We start from the raw sequence: 20821 nt of genomic DNA on the forward strand, positions 1-20821 counted from the left end.
GAAATGAAAGAACGACAGCTTCAGGAATGGTTAGTCAAGGTTGTTAAAACTGACTACCTTATTAATCATATCACTGGTTTGGACAGGCTTAAGGAAGCAACCATGATCGATGATGATTCAACAATAATTCCTCATTTCGCAATCGATCGTTTGCTGAAGCAAAAGTACTCCTATGCAGCAAGTCGAGTTATTAAGAGTCTGGAAGGTGAATTTGACCTAGTCAGCGGAGAAATTATTCAAAATATATCTCTTTCCAATAAAGAGCGGTTGTTACCGGATTTAATTCTATTTAATGTTGAAAAACGCCAGGTTATTCTGGTTGAAAATAAGGTCAACAATAAGACTGAACGTGAGGCGATCACAGAACTATTTGGTTACGGCCATGAAATTCGGAATCATTTACCTTTTCTATCCAACTTTGATATTAACTATGTATTGGTTTCTACTGATTTCAATACATTACTTGATCATTCAGTTTCTGGACAGATTTTAACAGAGAACATGAACATTTTGTGTCTGAAACCAGTAATCGAGAATGAGCAGATCTTAAATCTTGAGTTGCACTTTCCTAGTTCATGGAGCGATATTGGACAGACAGAGCTTCCCGAGGATGCCTTGGTCGGGATATCTATGCTACTTTATGAGAAAACTGATTTCGAACTTACTGATTTTGATTATCAGACCGTTCTAAATATTGCATGTGATCTTGTAGCTCAAGATTCTAGCCAATTTAATGCTAGTGGATTTTTAGTATTGTGGAAAAATGGTCTTGTAAATGCCAATAGTACTAATGTGGCTGGAATATCCATTTATACGATGAACCCATTTGTATTTCTTCCACACGCAGAAAAATTGGGTTTCCCACTCAATGAGAATTCTGCTTTACGAAAATACTTAGTTGAATTTGTTGGGGACAGGGGAACTTGGCAGGAACCTGGGTCTCTCTATGGAATTCCAAAAAGGGCAGAGATGTATTTAAAAGAGTATTTCGATATAGAATGGGAAAGATCGTCGACGTGGATTGTCGATTCCGAAGATTATCTCTATGCGCTAAATAGATGCGTTTTGAAGTGGAATTCCTGGGGAGCAGTCGGGGATTATGTTCGGAATTTTTATTTGCGTTCAAATAATTGGTTTAAGGATGTAGAGAGGAAAATTAAAGGCGGTTATCAAAACCCCTATTTAGGACTTCAAATAATTAATTACCTGGCTGGAACCAATGTATTTAAAGGCGGCTACTTTAATAGTCAACAATTATTTCAGTTTGGTTTACAAATTGGGAGATATAGGTATGCATGTCAAAATGCAAAAAATGCGATAGGGGAAAGGTTGAAAAGTGCTGAGGCGCTTTTGTTCTGGACAGCTCTACCTTTAGTGTATAGTCTGAAAGAGGTTGGTGATAGGGTAGTCCAAAGCCCGAGTATTGCTCAGTGTGTTGCGTTTCCGTTGGCAATACATCAGATCGATATTTACGAGGATTATGAAATGCGAATTCAAAAGTACATTGACTGGTTCCAAAAGGACTTTATTGATGCTAAAACAAATCCAACCGTGTCAATAATTTTTAGACTTGCAATCGATGACTTTCCATACTTTGATAACTCTTTAAGAGGGTTGGTTTCAACTAAAGAAGTTAAGGAAATCGAGGTTAGATTGGCTTTTTTGGTTAGAACCAAAATTCTTGAAATTGTACTGGATCGATTGAAGAACCGGGATAACAACAAGGAAATTCTAGAAGATCTGAATTCTGCTTATTTCGATGGACTGCTGTATACTCTAAAGGACGGTGAAATTTCAAAGCACCTTGATGCAATACCTGATGCAGTTTTATCAGAAACGTTTTCCTATAATTTTTTGGGACTTTTAGATTCGATAAAAAAGGGGCTGCTACAAGATATTGGGCAGCCGATATTACCGGGCAGCGTAGATTGGAACGCCTTGTACAAATCCGCTATTCTTTTGTTTAAAGCCGGTGAAAGAAAAACCGCAATCATTATTTCACCTAATGGTGAAACCGGACTTGGCAAAATTGATACAATCATGTCTTTAAATTCTCAAGAGGAAATATTTATTCAATTCAATGCCCGCAATACCTGGCTTGAAATGACATTGAAGGAAAACTGGCAAAAAATATTAGACCGTACTTCTCACTTTTTTGATAACAATTCAAAGCCCTAAAGTGGGGAGTTATTATCATTAGCTAAACGACAAATTACATTTTTAGAGGAGCACCTTTCTGAAATAGAAGGTGTTGTAGATTGATTCCGGTGAGGTAAAGTAATTGCTTCTGTTCCCTATTGTGGGGAAAACTTCGCTACTCTTTCATTCCGTTTTTCATCTTTTTTTAGGCTTTCCCTCCAAAAATCTTTTATTTGCTAGCTGATGATTCGACGGTGTGGTATGTTCATTCATGGCTGCGATTTTGCCTAAATCTTCTCGTAAAGAGTTCGAATTTTGTATTGGGTAGTCCACAAAATAGACCCATCTTGGGGACAGTATGTGAAGAATATTAAAAAGCCTTCAGATGGAAATTTGAAGGCTTTTTTGTGGGATTAGCGCGGTATGAGCGAAATCATTGTAAACATAAATCCGGTTATCGCCATTAAAAAAAGCAAGAATGATCTAATTTCTCTTGCTGTACGGCCGTCTTTTAATACAACCCGGCTAAAAGATTCTGATATTAGTATCGTGAGGGCAAACAAAAAAGCAAATGCTAAAGCCAGTTGTGCGCCTATCCCAATAGGAATACGATTATTGGTATTGCCAAAATAACCCAGTTGATCGCCCAAGAATAATACATTCCATATAACAACAAAAACAATCACAGCTATCCATTTCATTGGAAAGCTTCCGCTTGATTGGTATTTTACTATTTCGGCCTCAATTTCAGCAGGTATGGGATCAGCGTTATTTAGAAATCCGGTATCTTCTATTCGTTTTATCAAATCGCTGCTACCGGAAGTTAAAAAAATAATCTTCGTGCTATATTTGTTGACTCGGTGATTGATTTTTATGCCAGCTCCAGAAAATAAGGAAGATGGTTCGATGGAGATAATATCAGAAGGCCTGAAATAAACATTGCCTATGATTGATGCGTTTAATCGCAATTCATTTTTATTAACTAACAATTTAGCAAATGGCCATGTGGCTCGGCCAAATCCAATGTTTGCGCCACCGGTTTCTTCAATATCATACATTACTATCTGTTTAGGATTTGATTTTACAATTAAAGCTATTTAAAAGCAATGGAATAAACAAAACTACCGTGCTCTGGCTTTTTACTTATAAACATTAGTTTCCGAGGAGCTCTTAATATATTATCATTTGCTATATACGCTATCATTGGGTATCTTTGTGATATGCACCCTGCAGTACAAAATAAAAGAAAATTATTTTCATTGCTTAAGGCTAACGGCCAGAAGTTGAGGTCGTATGGTGTTTCTAATCTTAGTGTTTTTGGCTCGTTTATTACTGGTAAATACAATGCAGATAGCGATGTCGATTTTTTAGTGGACTTTGATCCAGAGCAAAAAAGTTATGATAATTTCATGGACTTATCTTTCTTTTTAGAAGATTTGCTTGGTAGGAAAGTGGAGATTGTTACACCGCAGTCATTAAGCAAATATATTGGGCCATATATTTTAAAAGAGGCTGAACATGTTGCCATCTAATATCGAATTGCTTAACCACATACTTGACGAGATTTCTTTTGTACTGAATGCAGTTAAAGGAAAAGAAAAGGATTTCGTGATAAACGATCCGGTATTGTCAAGAGCTATTATCCGAAGCCTTGAGATTATTGGCGAAGCAAGTGCAAAAGTGGAGCCTGATTTTAAATTAGAGCATCCACAAGTGGAATGGAGAAAAATGTCGAATACCCGTAACAGGTTAATTCATGATTATTTTGGTGTTGATTATGATATTGTTTGGGATATCATAACTTCAAAGCTACCTGATCTGGAACAAGCGATTCAAGCTATTATTTCTGAGAACTAAATTTCCTGAGTGGGAGCTTAAATCAAGCAGAATGCTTAGTTGACATTTTATTAAATATTTAGATATATCATATTCTTAATTGAGGAAATTACGATAAAACATAATATGTTTTCCTGAAAGGGGTAAATAAAAGGGAAACTTATTTGATTAAATATGCACAGATTTGATCGAACATGATTCAATTAATGCCATCAAAAACAGCGTTCTTTCTTCCGTCGAGACCACTCCTTTGCCAGCGTTTATACAAGCGCTGGCTTTTTTGTGGTATGGCGAATTAAACTCTAATTCGTCTATTAATTCTCTCTTTAGAGTAATAGATTTCATTATCTTGTGGTATACATTAAATATCTAAATAATGAAATTTATTTATGCTATGCTTTTAAGTTTATCGCTGTTTGTACTCATGCCAGGAAAATATATTCAGTTAAATAGGTTGTCGATACGACAATTAAAAAGAAGTCTCCGAAAGACTTTAATAAAGCATATCCCACTTTCTTGAGGATAATGATTATGTCGTCGGTCATGGGAATGGCAATGTCCTCTCAAGACAAAAATGATCATCTAGACATCTCAATATATTAAACGACATTTATAATGTCGATCTATGAATAGAACCTTTTATGAACGTTCGAAACTCTCAAATGCAATGCTTCCTTTTAGACTATAGTTATGGAAATTGATGTAATAATTAATTGTATGCATAAATCGATATATTGGATTTACTTTTAAAATCCTCCTAATGAGAAATAAGCTATTTTATTGGTCATTATTATTCTTAATAACCTTTCAAGGGTATTCACAGCAAAAAATTAGTGGAAGATTTAAACCATTCGCTAAACTTTTCATTGCAACAGATACGAACATTTTGGTTAAACCTTCTGTAAATGGAAAGTTTGCTTTTATGATCAAGAGCAAAGATTTAAAGCATAGCAAAACAAGTAGGGTTGGGTTTATCGATTCTGCCGGGAGGGTGATTGTTGAACCAAAATATATCAACTGCAGTAATTTTGACGATGGTTATGCATTGGTACAAGACACTTCCTACAATATTGGCGTAATTGATACCAACGGAAAAACTGTCATTAAAATGATTTATGCAAACATTAGTAGGTGTAAGAATGGTTTGCTCATGATTCTCAAAGACGGAAAATTCGGTCTTATAAAGATCAATGGAACAGTTGTTTTAGAACCCAATAAATACGATAGTTTTTCGAATGACGAGAGAAGATATGTTAAATGCATGGTTCTACCTAATCCTTATTTCTGGGAGCTATTAGACTTTGATAGAAATGAAATCCATTTCGATGAGTATTTAGGCGTACGATATGGAGGTAAATGGGCTGTTATCGATAAAAATGGTATAGAAATAATTTCAACAAAATATGAGGGAATAGGCACTTTTGAAAACGGGGTTGCTACAGCGGAGATTGGAAAGAAATATGGCGTAATAGATGCAAAAGGAAACCTGTTGGTTACTGCCAAGTATGAATTTGTTATGCTTACCCCCTACAATTTTGTGAAGGTGTTGGCTAAGAATAAATTAGGGATAGTTTCGCTGCAGAATAAAACCTTAGTGCCACCAAAATATAGCAGTATCTCACCTTATGATGAAAATCATTTTCTTGTAGAAGACGATAAGGGACTCGGAGTTGTCGATTCAAAGAACAAAACAATAATTCCCATAAAGGATCAACAGATTAAAAGATTTGGGATTGGATATATGATATCTCCCAATTTCGAGGGGGGCTGGGCATTTTTTGATGAAAAGGGAAAACAAAAAACGGCTTATCTGAGAGGATGGTTCGACAGTCCGGTTTGGTATAAAGATTATGCGCATGGCTTCATGATTTACAACGAAAAAGAGAAAAAAAACAAAAGCTATAAAGAGTTATTAGTGTATAACAACTTTACACCACAAGCGAGGATATTTGGTTATCAGAGAGCGGGGAAATGGGGATTACTAGATACTACTGGGGTAGAAATTACAAAACCACTATATGATAAGCTTGAGTTTCAATTTTTCAAGAAAAATGCTAACTCAGATGCAAACAATTTGATTAAGGCGATGGTGAACAAAAAATGGGGACTTATTGATAGAAACGGCAACAAAATGCTAGATTTTGAATATGATGAGCTATCTAATCGATATTCAGGACTTAGCCTTGCTAAAAAAAACGGCAAATATGGATTGCTCAGTAAAGATATTAAACTGATTACGCCCATCAAGTATGATGAAATTACGCTACAAGATGGAGATTTTCGAATTGAAAAGTTCATTCTGGTACGAATTAATAAAAAGACTGGACTAATCAATAGCAAAGGGAATGAAATTATTCCAGTCAAATACGACTATGTTAATAGTTTTTTTTTAAATGGGTTTAGTGTAGTTGGTATTGGAAAAAAAATGGGGCTTTTTGATCTCAATGGAAAAATGGTTTTTCCTGTAATTTATGATAGCATTACTGTAAACGAGGATGGTTTTCACACCGTGCTAAAAGATGGTTTTTGGGGTGTGATCAATAGATCACATGACGTTATCTTACCAATAGTTTATGGTCAGGTTTTACGGATTTACGATCAAAATTCATTGAGAGATGCAGCATTGACGACTAAAAGAGCAAAGTATTGTGTAAATTATAATGGGAAGGAAGGTTTGTTAGATTCTACTGGCAAAATCGTTGTTCCGTTCTTGTATGACACCATAATACGAATAGCAGATAATTCCATCATTGCTTCAAAAGGCGGGTATGTAGGCGTGATAGATTGGGAAGGGAATATAATCGTCCCTTTTATATATTTAACTATCGAGGATCTTGGTAGATTTTACAAAGTATGTATCAATGGAAAATACGGAAGTATCGATAAGAACGGTAAACACATAATCAAGCCTGTTTATGATCAGATGGATTACCTTTATGGCGGTTTTTTAGTGGTTACAAAAGATGATAAACAAGGAGTCTTCAATATAAAAGGCGAAGAAATCGTTAAACCTATTTATGATTCTTGCAAACCTTGTGGTAAAACAAATATTATCGTTCACAAAAGTGAAAAAGCCGGACTTTTGGATGATAAAGGAGCGTTGATCTATCCATGTATTTATAAAGAAATCGAATGTGTAAATGGAACAATTGTAATTAAGAAGTTTGAGGAAATAAAAACAGGAAATCGTAAATAGAATGGGTGAATAATGGGGGGGCGATCCCTGATCAGTAGTAGGGGGACGAATGATTAGGAGGGTAAATTAAAAGGGAAACTTATTTGATCAAAAAGGATCAGGTTGAGCAGAGGTGACTCAATTAGCGATGCTAAGAATGGCGTTCTTTCTTCCGTCGAGACCACTTGGAATGAAAATTAAATAATTTAAGAACACTCAAAAGGCCCGCAATCTATAATTTGCGGCCTTTTAAGTGTCGTAGTCAAGAATATAAAACTGCAGTAGATTATTGCAGGTGTTAACCTTCTTTGTGTCAATCCGCGACATAGTTGTGCCAATCCATGACAAAGCGTTTAAGTGATTAGTAAGTTGTAATTCATGTAGTTATGTTTGCTTTTGTAATGAACAAATAAGCCCTGCAGGCAAGAGAATTACGAATTCACAATTTTATTTTAATCATTTAAATTTTAGAAAAATGGGAAAATTAACCGGAGGCATCGATTATGATATGATCGGTCGTTTAGGGAATCACGTTGGTCGCAAAAGAAAAGGAAAGAATATCATTTCTATGCGTCCTTCAAAATCCAAAAAGCCAGGTACACCGTTACAAATAAATCAGCGGATTAAGTTTGGAATGATGACCTCATGGCTGAGTAATCTTAGCGGATTAATTGATATAGGCTTTGCTGCTTACGATACAAAAATGACGGCCCAAAATGCAGCCGTTAAGTATAATTTGGAACATGCCATTACAGGAACAGGGCCAGATTATCAAATTAATTACCGAAAGATCCTTTACAGTAGGGGGCCACTCGATTTACCCATTTATATGGAAGTTGGTACAGTGATAGATTGTAAAATAGAGTTTCTCTGGGCAAATCAGATCGTAAATCCTGGCAATCCAGGCGAAAGTAATGCCCTTGCAACTGATAAAGCTACGCTGTTGGTGTATAACTCAACCAAAGGTAAGTTTGTTACGTTGAAGGCGGCAGCCCCCAGATCTGCACTAAAATTTGAGTTGCAATTGCCTTTAGACTTTGCCGGGGATAGCGTTGATTGCTGGATGAGTTTCGTTTCGGCTAATGGTAAGCTGGTTAGTAACAGCATTTATATTACGAAACTTTTGGTTCTTTAAAGCTAATGCGACTATAATCTCAACAGGGCTGTGCATACGTGCAGTCCTGTTTCTTAAACAAAAAATAAAATATAGATGAAAACATTCAATTTAAAAATGCCGGCTCGGATTCCGGTGATAAGAAACATAGAGCGGTATGTGATGGTAAGCATCGTGTTGTTATTATGGAGTGCCGCACCACACATATTTGTATTACCACAAGGTAATTCGGAAGAAATTGCTACAAGCATTGGGTTGATGGTGTTGCTTGCACTGATGTGTCTTTTGCTAATGCTGGGTTTATGCTGGTGGTTATTGCAGCGGTTTTGGGTAAGTATAGGTTTACCCAGCCTGGATAATATGGTTTTACAATTTCAAAAATTACAGTTATGGGAACAGCTAAAATTTGCACTATGCTTGTTTGCTTTGTTTTTATTTGCAGGAGTTGGAATGTTGATAGCAGTGCTGTAAAGGACTATGAACGTATTATCGCTATAGCGCAAAAGGAGGTAGGTGTAAAGGAGCTGACCGGTAATAACGATGGAGAAAGAGTAGAGGAGTACCTCAGAGCTGTAGGTTTAAAAAAAGGGCAACCATATTGTAGTGCTTTTGTGAGTTGGGTTTTTGAGCAGGCTGGTTATAGAGCTCCACGTACGGGATGGTCGCCTGCGCTTTTTCCAGGGTCAAGGATCGTAAAAGATGCAAAGCCGGCAGCAGTTTTTGGGATATACTTTAGTTCATTAAAGCGGATTGCTCACGTAGGATTGGTAGAGTCTGTTAGAAGCGATTGGATCACTTGTCTGGAGGCAAATACAAATATTGCAGGTAGTAGGGAAGGAGAAGGTGTTTTTCGCCGGATAAGGCATAAAAGAACCATATCTCGCTTCGCAGATTGGATAAAACAAAATAATTAACACTCAAAAAAATGAATAAGAAACATATATTACTCATCATTTTAGGCCTTTACCTATTTATGGTTTGTATGAGTTGTAACCTGTTTAAGAAAACGACTAAGATCAACTCAACAAGTGCGCAGACAACATCAAAACAAAAAGAATCAAGTCAACTGATTTTAAAAACCGGGAATAAGGAAACACAAATATTTACTTATTGGAATGACAGTGCAGTGTATCAATATCAAAATATTAAAGAGCTGGTTAATGAAACTGCAGCAGCCCGACGTACAACTGAAGAAAAGCAATCGTTAAAGCAGCAGCAAACCATAAAAGAGTCGGAACCGACAAAAATGTGGATGCTGTTTGGGATAGTAATTGCATTGATAGTAAGCTTTGTTTTGTATCGAAAATTTGCAGCGAAATAGGCCATTTTGCTAGCTTAAAATAAACTGTCAATTAATCGCATAAAAAAGCAGCTTTTTTAAAAAAATAAAGCCACTTTTGCAAAACTGTAAAGCAAATGAATTAAGATGTAAAAAGAACTGCATATATATGGAAGAGGAAGTTGTTGAAGAGGTTGTTAAACTGTTAGAACAGAGTGACGATGCACAATTAAAAGTTTATCTGGATGGTCTTAACATTTCGGATGTTGAGCATTTGATAGATGAACTCCCCCAGTATGCAGTGAAATTTATCGATATCCTGTCTATAAAAAGGGCAGTAAATGTTTTCAGAATTCTTGATTTTCCTACGCAGGAAAAGATCATTAAAAAACTTCCGGGAAATAAACTGGCCGAGCTGATTAATTTGATGCCACCGGATGATCGTACTGCTTTGTTTAGTGAGCTGAAAGGTGATGCTGTAAAAAAACTGATTATCCTGTTGCCTGCAAAGGATAGGGTCGAGGCGCTTTCGCTGTTAGGATACGAAGAGGATAGTGTGGGTAGGTTGATGACCCCGGATTATGTAGCCGTTAAAAAGGACTGGACAGTTAGCCGGGTATTATCGCACATCAGGCGCTATGGCAAAAACTCCGAAACCATTGATGTGGTTTATGTGATTGATAAAGACGGCATACTACTGGATGATATACGGATAAGGGAAGTTTTACTCGCAGATCCTGATGCTAAAATCGGTGACTTAACAGACCATCGTCTGATTTCGTTGAATGTAAGCGACCCACAAGAGGAAGCAATCAATGTGTTTAGGATGAACAACAGGGTAGCTTTACCGGTGGTTGATGATAATAACGTTTTGCTCGGTATTGTAACAGTTGATGATATCCTTTGGATTGCTAATGAAGAGTATACCGAGGATATGCACAAAATTGGGGGTACCCAGGCGCTGGACGAACCTTACCTGGATATGCCAATTTTTGGTCTGTTTAGAAGAAGGATTGGCTGGTTAGTGGTCCTGTTTCTGGGCGAAATGCTTACGGCTACGGCAATGGCCCATTTTGAAGCCGATATTGCCAAAGCTGTTATCCTGGCTATGTTTGTGCCGTTAATTATATCAAGTGGTGGTAATAGCGGATCACAAGCCTCAACGCTGATTATACAGGCGATGGCGCTGGGAGAGATTACGATTGGTGATTGGTGGCGCGTAATGCGAAGGGAAATCATTTCCGGACTGATGTTGGGTATTGTACTGGGTTCTATAGGCTTTTTAAGGATATTTGTGTGGACCTTTTTTACCGATATGTATGGACCGCATTGGATGCTGGTTGGAGTAACGGTAGGTGTAGCGCTTGTGGGGGTAGTTTTATGGGGATCTCTTGCAGGATCTATGTTGCCCTTATTGCTTAAAAAACTAGGTGCCGACCCTGCAACGTCTTCTGCCCCTTTTGTAGCAACGCTGGTAGATGTAACCGGTTTAATCATTTACTTCTCTGTAGCAGTGTTGTTTTTAACAGGGGTCTTGCTGTAAAAGTTAAGACCAGTTGCTCTGTTTTTCTTTAATTGTAGGATGTAGTTGTAAATCAATTATATAAAACTATTGTTATACCTTTAAATAGCTTTGTATAACGATTATAAAGCCATGTTTTTGTTAGTGATGATTGTACTAAAGGAAAAACTATGGAGCACCAACATCTTAACCATATAAAAATGGGGCATAATGGGCACAAACATAACGGGTACCATAAAAATGACCATGTTGTAAGGCCACTTTCATTAAAAAGTTCGGGTAAGTTTATTTGCCCGATGCACCCCGAAATCATTAGAGACCAACCCGGCTCATGCCCAATATGTGGCATGGACCTGATACCAATAGGCGTAAATACGGAAGAAGAGGACAAGGCTTACGACAACTTGCTCTTTAAATTTAAACTGGCAGTAGTTTTTACCATTCCTATTTTCCTGATCGCCATGTTGGAAATGATTCCGCACAACCCAATGCTTGATATTATAAACCTGAAATCCTGGAATTGGGTACAGTTTGTGTTATCGCTTCCAGTGGTATTTTATGCTACATGGATGTTTTTTGAACGGGCATGGCAATCTGTGGTAACCTGGAATTTAAATATGTTTACTTTAATAGGTATTGGTGCAGGCGTAGCCTGGCTTTTTAGTGTAATAGCCCTGCTTTTTCCGGGGATATTTCCTGAGCAGTTTAAAACACATCATGGTACGGTATATGTATATTTTGAAGCAGCTACAGTTATCCTTACGTTGGTTTTGCTAGGGCAGCTGTTAGAAGCCAGAGCACATAGTAGAACCAATAGTGCAATTAAAGAATTGTTGAAATTGGCACCCAATGAGGCTACAAAAATTGTGGGTGGAAAGGAGGTGACGGTAGCTATTGATGACATCCAGAAAGGAGATTTGTTGCGGGTAAAACCGGGAGAAAAGATACCCGTAGATGGACGCATTAAAGAAGGGGAGATTACCATTGATGAGTCTATGATCACCGGTGAGCCGATCCCTGTTGAAAAGACGACCGGAGATCAGGTAAGCTCAGGTACCATCAACGGGAATAAGACTTTTATAATGGTTGCCGAGAAGGTAGGTGCAGAAACCCTGCTTTCGCAAATTATTGAAATGGTTAATTCGGCCAGCCGATCCAAAGCACCTATTCAAAAACTAGCTGATCGGATTTCAGGATATTTTGTACCAGTGGTGGTATTGATCGCTATAGCTACATTTATGATTTGGGCGGTTTATGGACCTGATCCTGCTTACGTTTACGGTTTTGTAAATGCCATTGCTGTATTGATTATTGCCTGTCCTTGTGCATTGGGATTGGCCACACCAATGTCGGTAATGGTGGGGGTAGGGAAAGGGGCTCAGTCGGGAGTGCTCATTAAAAATGCAGCGTCTCTCGAAAAAATGAATGCCATAGATATTGTGGTAATTGATAAAACTGGAACGGTTACAGAAGGAAAGCCATCTGTAGAGCAGATAGTGAGTGTTAACCCTGATTTTACCGCAGATGATGTATTGGAAAAAATAGTCGCGTTAAACAGTAGCAGTGAGCATCCATTGGCACAGGCAACACTGCGTTATGGCGAAGAAAAAAACATCAGCGCTTCTGCAATATCAAATTTTGAGGCCATTGCTGGCAAAGGTATTATGGGGATGTTGGGTAGTGAAAAGTTGGCCCTGGGGAATAAAAAGCTAATGGAACAACTGAATGTAAAGGTTACTTCCGAATTGGACGAGCAGGTAGTCCACGCTCAGCAACAAGGTAAAACGGTATCATACTTGGCAGTGGGTAATGTTGCGGTAGGTTATGTGGTGATTTCAGATAAAATTAAAGCCTCCAGCGCAGCTGCCATACATAAGTTACAGGAAGAAGGGTTGAAGGTATTGATGTTTACGGGCGATAATGAAGCCACTGCAAAAGCAGTGAGCCAGGCATTGAGCCTTGATGGATACAAAGGTCAGATGTTGCCGGAAAATAAGCTAAACGAGATAAAACACTTGCAGGTGCAAGGGAAAAAGGTAGCAATGGCAGGTGATGGTATTAATGATGCTCCGGCATTATCGCAGGCAGATATTGGTATTGCTATGGGAACTGGAACAGATGTAGCTATAGAAAGTGCGGCAATTACGCTGGTAAAAGGAGATTTGAATGGTATTGCCAAAGCCCGGTTATTGAGTCAAAAGGTAATGGCAAATATTAAAGGGAATTTATTCTTTGCACTGGGCTACAATGTGCTTGGGATTCCTATAGCTGCAGGGGTATTATATCCCTTTTTTGGCATTTTACTTTCGCCAATGATTGCAGCGTTGGCCATGAGTTTAAGTTCGGTATCTGTAATTCTGAACTCGCTGCGGCTAAGAGGAGCGAAAATAGTATGAAATTAGTTAAGCATAGCAATGACTATGCTTAACTAATAGTTTATTGTTATACGTTGAAACGGAAGTGCATAATGTCACCATCCTCTACAACATAAGTCTTTCCTTCTACACCCAATTTACCTGCATCTTTACAAGCATTTTCAGATCCTAAGGTTACAAAGTCGTTATATTTAATCACCTCAGCACGGATAAATCCTTTTTCGAAATCGGTATGGATTACACCGGCTGCTTGTGGAGCTGTAAAGCCCTTAGTAATGGTCCAGGCCCTTACTTCCTGTACACCTGCAGTAAAATAAGTATACAAGTCTAATAAGCGATATGCTGCAACAATAAGTTTGTTTACACCAGATTCTGTTAGGCCAAGGTCGGCCAAAAACTCCTGACGTTCTTCATAACTTTCCAGTTCGGCAATTTCAGATTCTATTTTAGCAGAGATCACCAATACTTCGGCATTCTCGTTTTTTACAGCTTCTTTAACGCGGTCAACATAAGCATTGCCATTGATTACCGAAGCTTCCTCTACGTTGCAAACGTACAATACTGGTTTTTGAGTTAACAAGCCAAGGTCTTGAATATATTCGAAATCCTCTGCAGATACTGCAGCAGAACGAGCAGATTGTCCGCTTTCCAGATGTGTTTTAATCACACTCAGGATATCGAAAGTTCTTTTGGCATCCTTATCGGTTTTAGCCATTTTCTCAACTTTCTGAATGCGTTTGGTAACAGTGTCCAGATCTTTAAGCTGCAACTCCGTATCAATGATTTCTTTATCACGAATAGGGTCAACCGAACCATCAACATGAATCACATTTCCATCGTCAAAGCAACGCAATACGTGAATGATTGCATTTGTAGCCCTGATATTACCTAAAAATTGGTTACCTAAACCTTCGCCTTTTGATGCACCTTTTACCAGACCTGCAATATCTACGATCTCGATAGTATTTGGAACGATACGATTTGGCTTAACCAACTCAGCTAATTTGGTTAATCTCTCGTCCGGTACGGTAATTACGCCTATATTAGGTTCGATAGTACAAAAAGGGAAGTTTGCCGCCTGGGCTTTTGCGTTAGATAAACAGTTAAATAATGTAGATTTTCCAACATTTGGTAAACCAACGATACCACATTGTAATGCCATGAATGATTTTTTTCTTGATTTGGCGCAAAGGTATCAATTTTTTAAAAATATTTTTTATGTTTAGGGTGCTTAAAGCTTATTAAGTAATAATTAACATTATATGGAGAATTTTGAAGAAACAGAACCAATTGAAGAAACAGGCGAAGAACACGAGAAGCTGGAAATAAGTGAAGAGATTAGAAGCTACATTTACGAGACAGCAAAATGGACTAAATTCCTTGCTATTGTAGGTTTTGTATTTGCTGCTTTGCTTGCGCTTTTAGCATTCAGTGCAACTGCGGTTATGCAGGGAATTATGGCCTCTGCCGGCAACAATGCAATGGCCCAGTTGGGTACCACATTTTTGACCGTATATTTTTTATCTATTTCATTGATGTTGTTTTATCCAAGCTTTTTATTGTTTAAATTTTCTAATGCAGCTAATACCGCCGTATTGTATGCAGATCAGGAAAATTTTACCATTGCAATGAGAAAGTTGAAATCAGTATTTAAGTTTTGGGGTATTATCGCCATTATTATACTGGCTATATATATACTTGGCGGCTTGCTAACTGTTCTAGCTAAAACTGGTGCGGCATAGTGGTTTCAATAGTATGCTTAAAGGTTTTTATTTCTTTTTTAAGCATGTTCTCGAAATACGGATTTAACATTTTTGCCATCCCTAATCCAATCCCGCCAGCAGGAGGGCGGTAAGAAAGCACTATTTTTAATAATGTGCCTTGTTGGTCGGGTGTTTCTGCAAATTGGACCCTTCCAACATGTTGTATTAATGTCCCCGGAACAGAGCGCCATCCAATTAGGCGTCCGGGTTCATCTTTAACAATTTCTGCTTGCCAATCTATGGCAAATAAATTGCCCAGCACATTTGATTTCCATTTGGAAAGATTTTCTTCAACCATTTCTACATTTAGCAGATGCTTGATGCTTCCAGGTAGGTTATTTAAATTACGCCAATAGTTATAGACTTCTTTGGCGGGTCTGTCAATTTCAAATTCCCCTCTTATGTTGATGGTATGAGGCTTGCTTGCATCTATGCCTAATTGTTCATATACCAGACAATGACCCGTAAATGCCCGGTAGGCGAGGTAAGCACCATATATAAAGGAGGCCCCTAATGGCCTTTTAATACCCTTGCTAATCAGTATTCCACTTAAAAACATGGATATCATGCGTTCGTTCATGCCTACGTTTTCAAACTGATGTTTCTCAATAGAAAATTTGCCCGAACGAAGCTTCAGATTAGTTTGATTTGTGTTCATATAGTAACGTTATTTACTGCTTATTGCTGATCCAATCATGTTTACTGTTTGTTGGTCCAGATCTCCCCAAATCTGTTCCCAGCTTCCATCTTTTTCTTTTCTGATTTCGGTTAAACTTTTGCCCGAGTGCATACATGTGAAATATTCTGCTCCATCGGTGGTTTCCTCTGTTTTTACCTGGATGGTTGTAGGTTTTCCGTTTAAATTTACCTCTATTTCAAAGTCTTGCGAGTGTAATTCTGTTGCTTCCATTATAGTCCTATTTAAAGATTAAATATTAACAGAGGCGTTAGATATTAACACTTTAGCTGAAAATATGTTTTATTTTTTTATTTTGCACCACCAAATAATCATTCCAATGATGTACGATGAAACTTATCCGGAAATCTACCAGGGTTATTTTAATTATAGAGAGCCCTATACTGAAAATCTGGAAGACATTTACGAAAGACCTGTAGTAATTCCCATCTATCATATTGATGAGTTGTTTAACGATCAGAAAATGAATGATGTTCGCAGGTTTAACGAAATTTGTGATAATCCTGATGCTAAAGAAGAGTTTGAAGTGTTGAATGCGAGGTTAAAAGAGTTGGATTTGCATATTTTTAAATACTTTCATTTCATTGCAGCCCAAAAGCATGTATTGTATGAATTAAAAGAAAAGTATCGCGACTTTTATGAACTGGAGCACACTTTAAAACAGTTTGAAGCTATAGGGTACGATGTAAGTAAAGCCAAAGAAACGGATCTGGTTAAAAGAAAAAGACAATTGCTAGACTTTCAGGCACGTTTGTGTTTGAGACAATTTGCTTAAATTTGCTTTAAATAAAACAATATGAAATTGACCCGTTTAGCTATCTTATTGCTTTTGTTACCTTTTGCTACTATGGCACAGGAAGATCAAAGTACCCTAACAAAAGTTGGTGACAATGTGCCGCAGTTTTCTTTTGAAATAGAAAGAGGCAAAACGGTCAACATCAACGATTATAAAGGCAAGCTGATTCTGATTAATCTTTTTGCTACCTGGTGCCCTCCGTGTAATACAGAACTGCCATTGGCTCAAAAACAGATTTGGGATAAGTATAGGGATAATCCGGGATTTGCATTTTTTGTTTTTGGACGTGAAGAAGGCTGGGATAAATTAGAGCCCTTTAAAAAGGCTAAAGGATTTACTTTTCCTATACTTCCGGATGTGGATCGTGGTATTTTTAGCAAATTTGCTACACAGTCTATCCCACGAAACATTATCGTTGATCAGAATGGTAAGATCATTTATCAATCGATAGGTTATTCGGAGAAAGAATTTGCTGAAATGGTGGCCTTGATTGAAGCGAGGCTCTAGCCAACTTCTTTTCTTACAACGGGAGCAACTTTAGTCCCAAATAGTTCAATTGTTTTTAGAATTTGCTTGTGCGATATAGCTCCGGTTACCAATTGTGCAAGAAATCTGGTATTGTGGAACAGCTCATATTGATGCATGATTTTATCAATGGCCTGTTGAGGATCACCTACAACCAGAGGTCCGTCACTGCGTAGGTATTCATATTGCTGTCTGGTCATGGGCGACCAACCTCTGTCTTTTCCCACACGGTTCATTAATCTTTCATAAGAAGGATAAAACTCATCCGCTGCTTTTTGTGAATCCTCGGCAACATAAAATTGAGAGCTGATGGCCAGTTGAAGCTTGCTGGCATCATGTCCGGCATCAGTAGCAGATTTACGGTAAAGTTCTACAAAAGGAACAAATTGTTCTGGTGGACTACCCAGAATAGCAATAGCCATTGGCAGGTTGAGCTTTCCTGCACGTTGTGCAGATGCCGGTGTACCTCCAACGCCAATCCAAATAGGGATGGCTTGCTGTGCCGGACGTGGATATACCCCACGGTTTACAATTGATGGGCGGTGTTTGCCCTTCCAGGTCACCATTTCTTCTTCATTGATTTGCATGAGCAAGCCCAGTTTCTCAGTAAAAAGTTCATCATAGTCGTTTAGGTTATAGCCAAACAAGGGATACGACTCTATGAAAGAACCACGGCCGGCAATGATCTCGGCACGTCCGTTAGAGATCAGGTCTACAGTAGCAAAATTCTGAAAGGTGCGGACGGGATCGGCAGAGCTTAATACGGTTACAGAGCTAGATAATCTAATGTTTTTAGTGATTGCTGCCGCTGCTGCCATCATAATTTCGGGAGCTGATATGACAAAATCAGGGCGATGGTGTTCACCAAAAGCAAATACATCGAGTCCAACTTCATCGGCAAGTTTTACTTCTTCCAATAATTCCTGAACTCTTTTTTGTGCATTTATTGCCTTGCCTGCAGTACCATCTGGCAGTAACTCGCCAAATGTGCTAATCCCTAATTCCATATTATTGTTTTGTTGTAAAAGTATAAAGAAAATTAGAACCAATTTGTTTGCGCGTTAATGAATCAGTAATTCAATTACGTTTTTTAGCGCAGGGTTCCTATTCGATTCCTTCCAGGCTACATACAACTCCGTTCTTTGGGGGATGTTTTTCAATTCAATAAACTTAACATTTAAATTGTACCCATATTGTAAGGATGTGGGTACAATTGCGACACCAAGCCCTTCCTCGACCAGTTTAAATATAGTAAGTGCATTTACTGATTTATGGAAAACTTTAGGGCGAAAGCCGGCATCTTCGCAAATACTGGTAATCAGGTCATGGTAAAAGGGACTGTCTTCACTAGAAAAAAAGATAAATTGTTCATTGCTAAAATCCCTTACGCTATTAAAGTTTGCCTGGTTTATGGGGTGGTTCATCGGTAATACCATAGCAAAGGTATCCTGATGAATGAGGTGTCTGGAAATTCCTTCCGGTAAACGGTGCAAGCGGACAAAAGCAAGGTCTAGCTTATCCTTTTCCAGCATTTCTACTTGTAATCTGTTAGGCATTTCATCCAGAATAGTTTGTATTCCGGGGTATTCTTTGTTTAGCCTGAGTACCAGTTCGGGTACTATTTTTTGTGCTGCAGAGCCTAAAAACCCTATGCGTAATTCTGTTTCTTTTCCCTGACTAATGTTATCGAGCTGACGTCTGATGGTTTCCAGATGATTAAAGATAAAGTCTACCTCTTCTTTTAGATATAATCCGGCAGCGGTAAGTTCCACCTTTTTTTTGCTGCGGTCGAACAAGGTTACATTAAATATTTCTTCCATCTGCATGATTTGCCGGCTAAGGCCAGGCTGTGAAATAAATAACAGCTCTGCTGCTTTTCTGAATTTCAATTCCTGGGCAAGAACCTGGAAATATTTCAAGTGTCGTAGCTCTATTTGATAACTCATGGTTATTGATTGATGATGTAATTGGTATTTATAAGTATCAAAGATAGGGGTTATATTTGTGTAAACGATTTTTGATATGAGTGTTAATCAGATTTTTAATTACGGTTCAGACTTTCTTACTGTCAGTAAAGCATTGGCAATCAGTAAAGGAACACTGAAAGGGGATTTAAGCCCCGAAACCCGTCAGAAGATAAAAGAAAGTAGTGCTATAGTTGAAAAGATAGCACTTGCAGATAAGCCTGTTTATGGCATTAATACCGGCTTTGGTCCATTGTGTACTTCTATGATTTCTGCTGAAGATACCAAAAAGCTACAGGAGAATATCCTTAAGAGTCATGCTGTAGGTGTTGGTGAACCTATTGATGAAGAAATTTCCAGGTTGATGTTGGTGCTTAAATTGCAAGCGCTTGCTAAAGGATACTCAGGTATTCAGGAAGCTACACTTGATCGCATGATCTGGCATTTGGAAATCGGGGCTATTCCCTTGGTTCCGAAACAAGGTTCGGTGGGGGCTTCCGGTGATTTAGCACCTTTATCGCACCTTTTTCTTCCTTTAATTGGATTAGGAAGGGTACATTATAAAGGAGCTGTTATGACTACTGCCGACCTTTTAAGGGAACACAATCTTAAGCCAATAGCTTTAGGGGCTAAAGAAGGTTTGGCATTAATTAACGGCACTCAGTTTATTGCCGCACATGCGGTAAAAGTGGTGGCACGTTTTCACAATGTGCTGGCTACGGCAGATATAACCGCCGCCATGATGCTGGAGGGGTTAATGGGATCTGTAAAGCCTTTTGATGAAGGTCTGCATCAATTGCGACCGTACTCAGGAAATCAGTATGTTGCTGCCAATATCAGAAATCTTTTGGCAGATTCGGAGATTGTGAGTTCGCATTTGGATTGTGCAAAAGTACAGGATCCATATTCTTTACGCTGCATTCCGCAGGTACATGGGGCTTCAAGAAATGCCTGGTTACACCTTAAAGAAACGTTGGAAATAGAGATCAACTCTGTTACGGATAACCCGATTATATTTAGTGAAGACCTGACGATTAGTGGCGGGAATTTTCATGGACAGCCTATTGCCATGCCTTTAGATTATGCTTGCCTGGCGGCTTCGGAAATTGGTAATATATCTGATCGCAGGATTTACCTCTCTCTGGAAGGAAATACGGATGGTGTGCCGAAATTGTTGATGCGGGAGACAGGCTTGAACTCGGGCTTCATGATTTTACAATATACTTCTGCGGCTTTGGCCAGCGAAAATAAGGGTTTATGCTTTCCGGCGAGTGCGGATAGTATCCCTACTTCATTAGGACAGGAAGATCACGTAAGTATGGGTTCTATTAGTGGAAGAAAGGCTTTGCAGGTGATTGAAAATGTAGAGAAAATTTTAGGTGTAGAGCTTTTCTGTGCTGCTCAGGCGATGGATTATCATGCTCCGCTAAAATCAGGAAAGATCGTAACGGCTGTACATGAGTTTGTACGTTCTAAAATCAACCACCTGGAAGAGGATCAGATCATGTATGAGATGATGGAAAAAGCGATAGAAATGGTGCAGAATGGAACGATATTGCAAATAGCTGCAGCTACCGCTGCTGCGGAAAATATCTCTTTTACAACTGCATTTAATGCCCAGTTTGAAAATTTTTAG

General features: G+C 38.4%; 20 protein-coding genes. 14 read left to right on the forward strand and 6 right to left on the reverse strand.

The features are described from left to right. Positions 1-3 precede the first annotated feature (3 nt). Positions 4-2178 carry a hypothetical protein gene (locus P0Y49_05095; GenBank protein WEK20512.1) on the forward strand — a complete coding sequence of 725 codons (2175 nt, stop codon included), beginning with the start codon at positions 4-6 and terminating at the stop codon, positions 2176-2178. Between the two features lie 374 nt (positions 2179-2552). Here the strand turns inward: P0Y49_05095 and P0Y49_05100 are convergent, their stop codons facing one another. Further along, positions 2553-3197, reverse strand: coding sequence for a hypothetical protein (locus P0Y49_05100; protein ID WEK20513.1), 645 nt, complete (start codon positions 3195-3197; stop codon positions 2553-2555). A gap of 201 nt (positions 3198-3398) precedes the next feature. Between P0Y49_05100 and P0Y49_05105 the strand changes: the two genes are divergently transcribed. The 9 genes from P0Y49_05105 to P0Y49_05145 all read left to right on the forward strand — a co-directional run bounded on the left by P0Y49_05105 (position 3399) and on the right by P0Y49_05145 (position 13461). Then, positions 3399-3671 carry a nucleotidyltransferase family protein gene (locus P0Y49_05105; protein ID WEK20514.1) on the forward strand — a complete coding sequence of 91 codons (273 nt, stop codon included), beginning with the start codon at positions 3399-3401 and terminating at the stop codon, positions 3669-3671. After that, positions 3658-3996 carry a DUF86 domain-containing protein gene (locus P0Y49_05110; protein ID WEK20515.1) on the forward strand — a complete coding sequence of 113 codons (339 nt, stop codon included), beginning with the start codon at positions 3658-3660 and terminating at the stop codon, positions 3994-3996. The genes P0Y49_05105 and P0Y49_05110 overlap by 14 nt, the downstream gene beginning before the upstream one ends. 739 nt (positions 3997-4735) lie before the next feature. Continuing rightward, on the forward strand, positions 4736-7171 hold the full coding sequence (locus tag P0Y49_05115; GenBank protein ID WEK20516.1) for a WG repeat-containing protein: 2436 nt from the start codon (positions 4736-4738) through the stop codon (positions 7169-7171). Positions 7172-7625: 454 nt separating this feature from the next. Next, complete coding sequence (locus P0Y49_05120) at positions 7626-8285, forward strand: DUF6266 family protein (protein WEK20517.1); 660 nt, start codon at positions 7626-7628, stop codon at positions 8283-8285. Between the two features lie 75 nt (positions 8286-8360). Next, positions 8361-8735 (forward strand): hypothetical protein, encoded by a 375-nt coding sequence (locus P0Y49_05125; GenBank protein WEK20518.1) that lies wholly within the window; start codon positions 8361-8363, stop codon positions 8733-8735. After that, the gene (locus tag P0Y49_05130; GenBank protein ID WEK20519.1) at positions 8654-9178 is read left to right on the forward strand and encodes a peptidoglycan-binding protein; all 525 of its coding nucleotides are present in this window, start codon (positions 8654-8656) and stop codon (positions 9176-9178) included. The genes P0Y49_05125 and P0Y49_05130 overlap by 82 nt, the downstream gene beginning before the upstream one ends. 11 nt (positions 9179-9189) lie before the next feature. Then, positions 9190-9585, forward strand: a complete 396-nt coding sequence (locus tag P0Y49_05135; GenBank protein WEK20520.1) for a hypothetical protein — start codon at positions 9190-9192, stop codon at positions 9583-9585. A gap of 127 nt (positions 9586-9712) precedes the next feature. Continuing rightward, a complete protein-coding gene (gene mgtE, locus P0Y49_05140) occupies positions 9713-11086 on the forward strand; it encodes a magnesium transporter (protein ID WEK20521.1) in 1374 nt (457 codons plus the stop codon). A gap of 149 nt (positions 11087-11235) precedes the next feature. Next, positions 11236-13461: a copper-translocating P-type ATPase gene (locus P0Y49_05145; protein WEK20522.1), complete on the forward strand. Its 2226-nt coding sequence runs from the start codon at positions 11236-11238 to the stop codon at positions 13459-13461. Between the two features lie 46 nt (positions 13462-13507). On the opposite strand, the gene ychF is transcribed toward P0Y49_05145, so the two are convergent. Further along, the gene (ychF, locus tag P0Y49_05150) at positions 13508-14602 is read right to left on the reverse strand and encodes a redox-regulated ATPase YchF (protein WEK20523.1); all 1095 of its coding nucleotides are present in this window, start codon (positions 14600-14602) and stop codon (positions 13508-13510) included. A gap of 100 nt (positions 14603-14702) precedes the next feature. Between ychF and P0Y49_05155 the strand changes: the two genes are divergently transcribed. After that, positions 14703-15182: a hypothetical protein gene (locus P0Y49_05155; GenBank protein WEK20524.1), complete on the forward strand. Its 480-nt coding sequence runs from the start codon at positions 14703-14705 to the stop codon at positions 15180-15182. Here P0Y49_05155 and P0Y49_05160 read toward each other — a convergent pair. Together P0Y49_05160 and P0Y49_05165 are read right to left on the reverse strand one after the other, a co-directional pair. Continuing rightward, the gene (locus tag P0Y49_05160; GenBank protein WEK20525.1) at positions 15163-15861 is read right to left on the reverse strand and encodes an SRPBCC family protein; all 699 of its coding nucleotides are present in this window, start codon (positions 15859-15861) and stop codon (positions 15163-15165) included. The genes P0Y49_05155 and P0Y49_05160 overlap by 20 nt on opposite strands. 9 nt (positions 15862-15870) lie before the next feature. Beyond that, complete coding sequence (locus P0Y49_05165) at positions 15871-16113, reverse strand: hypothetical protein (protein WEK20526.1); 243 nt, start codon at positions 16111-16113, stop codon at positions 15871-15873. Between the two features lie 106 nt (positions 16114-16219). Here P0Y49_05165 and P0Y49_05170 point away from each other — a divergent pair, with 106 nt between their 5' ends. Together P0Y49_05170 and P0Y49_05175 are read left to right on the forward strand one after the other, a co-directional pair. Beyond that, the gene (locus P0Y49_05170; protein WEK20527.1) at positions 16220-16675 is read left to right on the forward strand and encodes a hypothetical protein; all 456 of its coding nucleotides are present in this window, start codon (positions 16220-16222) and stop codon (positions 16673-16675) included. A gap of 21 nt (positions 16676-16696) precedes the next feature. Continuing rightward, positions 16697-17203 (forward strand): TlpA disulfide reductase family protein, encoded by a 507-nt coding sequence (locus P0Y49_05175; GenBank protein WEK20528.1) that lies wholly within the window; start codon positions 16697-16699, stop codon positions 17201-17203. Here P0Y49_05175 and P0Y49_05180 read toward each other — a convergent pair. Continuing rightward, the gene (locus P0Y49_05180) at positions 17200-18228 is read right to left on the reverse strand and encodes an LLM class flavin-dependent oxidoreductase (GenBank protein ID WEK20529.1); all 1029 of its coding nucleotides are present in this window, start codon (positions 18226-18228) and stop codon (positions 17200-17202) included. The genes P0Y49_05175 and P0Y49_05180 overlap by 4 nt on opposite strands. A gap of 54 nt (positions 18229-18282) precedes the next feature. Continuing rightward, positions 18283-19167 carry a LysR substrate-binding domain-containing protein gene (locus tag P0Y49_05185; GenBank protein ID WEK20530.1) on the reverse strand — a complete coding sequence of 295 codons (885 nt, stop codon included), beginning with the start codon at positions 19165-19167 and terminating at the stop codon, positions 18283-18285. Positions 19168-19243: 76 nt separating this feature from the next. Between P0Y49_05185 and hutH the strand changes: the two genes are divergently transcribed. Next, positions 19244-20821, forward strand: a complete 1578-nt coding sequence (gene hutH / locus P0Y49_05190) for a histidine ammonia-lyase (GenBank protein WEK20531.1) — start codon at positions 19244-19246, stop codon at positions 20819-20821.

Origin of the sequence: Candidatus Pedobacter colombiensis, assembly GCA_029202485.1 — a bacterium.
In the GTDB taxonomy this organism is placed as follows: domain Bacteria; phylum Bacteroidota; class Bacteroidia; order Sphingobacteriales; family Sphingobacteriaceae; genus Pedobacter; species Pedobacter colombiensis.

Bases quoted from the DNA above. Each gene is read 5' to 3' on its own strand.
- P0Y49_05160 (WEK20525.1), bottom strand. From the start codon at position 15,861: ATGAACACAAATCAAACTAATCTGAAGCTTCGTTCGGGCAAATTTTCT.
- P0Y49_05125 (WEK20518.1), top strand. From the start codon at position 8,361: ATGAAAACATTCAATTTAAAAATGCCGGCTCGGATTCCGGTGATAAGA.
- ychF (WEK20523.1), bottom strand. From the start codon at position 14,602: ATGGCATTACAATGTGGTATCGTTGGTTTACCAAATGTTGGAAAATCT.
- P0Y49_05155 (WEK20524.1), top strand. From the start codon at position 14,703: ATGGAGAATTTTGAAGAAACAGAACCAATTGAAGAAACAGGCGAAGAA.
- mgtE (WEK20521.1), top strand. From the start codon at position 9,713: ATGGAAGAGGAAGTTGTTGAAGAGGTTGTTAAACTGTTAGAACAGAGT.
- hutH (WEK20531.1), top strand. From the start codon at position 19,244: ATGAGTGTTAATCAGATTTTTAATTACGGTTCAGACTTTCTTACTGTC.
- P0Y49_05175 (WEK20528.1), top strand. From the start codon at position 16,697: ATGAAATTGACCCGTTTAGCTATCTTATTGCTTTTGTTACCTTTTGCT.
- P0Y49_05110 (WEK20515.1), top strand. From the start codon at position 3,658: ATGTTGCCATCTAATATCGAATTGCTTAACCACATACTTGACGAGATT.
- P0Y49_05130 (WEK20519.1), top strand. From the start codon at position 8,654: ATGGGAACAGCTAAAATTTGCACTATGCTTGTTTGCTTTGTTTTTATT.
- P0Y49_05185 (WEK20530.1), bottom strand. From the start codon at position 19,167: ATGAGTTATCAAATAGAGCTACGACACTTGAAATATTTCCAGGTTCTT.
- P0Y49_05115 (WEK20516.1), top strand. From the start codon at position 4,736: ATGAGAAATAAGCTATTTTATTGGTCATTATTATTCTTAATAACCTTT.
- P0Y49_05100 (WEK20513.1), bottom strand. From the start codon at position 3,197: ATGTATGATATTGAAGAAACCGGTGGCGCAAACATTGGATTTGGCCGA.
- P0Y49_05180 (WEK20529.1), bottom strand. From the start codon at position 18,228: ATGGAATTAGGGATTAGCACATTTGGCGAGTTACTGCCAGATGGTACT.
- P0Y49_05120 (WEK20517.1), top strand. From the start codon at position 7,626: ATGGGAAAATTAACCGGAGGCATCGATTATGATATGATCGGTCGTTTA.
- P0Y49_05145 (WEK20522.1), top strand. From the start codon at position 11,236: ATGGAGCACCAACATCTTAACCATATAAAAATGGGGCATAATGGGCAC.
- P0Y49_05095 (WEK20512.1), top strand. From the start codon at position 4: ATGAAAGAACGACAGCTTCAGGAATGGTTAGTCAAGGTTGTTAAAACT.
- P0Y49_05165 (WEK20526.1), bottom strand. From the start codon at position 16,113: ATGGAAGCAACAGAATTACACTCGCAAGACTTTGAAATAGAGGTAAAT.
- P0Y49_05170 (WEK20527.1), top strand. From the start codon at position 16,220: ATGATGTACGATGAAACTTATCCGGAAATCTACCAGGGTTATTTTAAT.
- P0Y49_05135 (WEK20520.1), top strand. From the start codon at position 9,190: ATGAATAAGAAACATATATTACTCATCATTTTAGGCCTTTACCTATTT.